Origin of the sequence: Bartonella sp. AP57NXGY (genome assembly GCF_042195805.1) — a bacterium.
In the GTDB taxonomy this organism is placed as follows: domain Bacteria; phylum Pseudomonadota; class Alphaproteobacteria; order Rhizobiales; family Rhizobiaceae; genus Bartonella.
The window spans coordinates 1-510 of sequence record NZ_JBHIOZ010000713.1; the positions used below are offsets into that span (position 1 = coordinate 1).

Sequence of the window (510 nt, forward strand, 5' to 3'; positions counted from 1 at the left end):
CTGAATGTTTCTTTGACATCCAAGGTAAGTGCTGCTGATGACTATGCAAATTTTTTAACCAAAACTCTTACTGGTGTAAGTGATTATAATCCTATAGTGAATGTTTTGGCAGAAACCAGCGATTCGATACGTTCAATTGATATGAATGCTGGAAGTAAAAAAATAACAAGAGCAGCTTTAACTCCAGGAGTTGTAAAGGGAGATCAGATAACTAGCAGTCAGGATTTGGGTAATTCTCTTATTTATGGTGAACGAGCTCAGGGAGAAGCGCATGATGCTATTGTTTTCGGGCAGGTAGCGCAGACGAAGGCTGACCAAGGGATTGCTATCGGCTTAACTGCTTTAGCTGGTAGTAGTAGAAATACTAAAAATAGCATTGCAATCGGCTCTTCTCTAACCGATAGTTCTGATGAAAAAGAGAGAACAGTTTCATTTGGTGATTATAGTAAGGGTATAACCAGACAAATTACAGGCGTAGCAGCTGGTTCTAATGTTACCGATGCAGTGAAC

At 39.8% G+C, this 510-nt stretch carries 1 pseudogene; it reads left to right on the top strand.

Features of this window, described 5'->3' with window-relative positions:
* Positions 1-510 (top strand): annotated as a pseudogene (locus ACFIL8_RS12760) (hypothetical protein); the annotation flags it as partial.